This window comes from Bartonella sp. AA56HLJMS (assembly GCF_042197145.1).
GTDB lineage: Bacteria > Pseudomonadota > Alphaproteobacteria > Rhizobiales > Rhizobiaceae > Bartonella.
Genome location: NZ_JBHIRL010000124.1, coordinates 1 through 512, shown reverse-complemented (window position 1 = coordinate 512; position 512 = coordinate 1). Strand labels below are relative to the sequence as shown.

The window sequence follows — 512 nt, the reverse complement described above, 5'->3', positions numbered from 1 at the left end:
CCTTATCCCACAACAGCGCATCGCCTTGAACTTCCTGAGTAATATTCGTGATGTTTTCAGTAAGTTCATTAAACTTATTCGTTAGGTTGTTATTCACATTCTTGAAATTCGTATCAATACCTTCAATGGCTAAACCAACATCACCATAGGATTTTTCTACTACCTCGCCTTTTGCATCAACACTGGATAATTTATAGGTTGGATCCGTGAAAGTACCATCTTTAAAGCTTGTACCTCCACCTAAGTATTTCGCAATATCCTGAGAAACCTTAGAAATCTGACCGCCATTAACCGCATCATGCGAATTCTCACTAATCTGACCTTCGGCAACATTATGCAAACCTACAGGTGTAGAACCCTTACCTTTACCCAAAGTCACACTCGCATAATTAGTGCTGCTATTATCATCACCTTGTTTATCATAGTGAACAACAGCCGATTCATCAGACTGAAGATTATTAGAAAGCTCCTTCAGACTTTTATCAAGCTGACCTTTGTTAACTGCTTCATTA

At 38.7% G+C, this 512-nt stretch carries 1 pseudogene; it reads right to left on the bottom strand.

From position 1 onward, the window contains the following. Positions 1-512 (bottom strand): annotated as a pseudogene (locus ACFINI_RS10215) (adhesin); the annotation flags it as partial.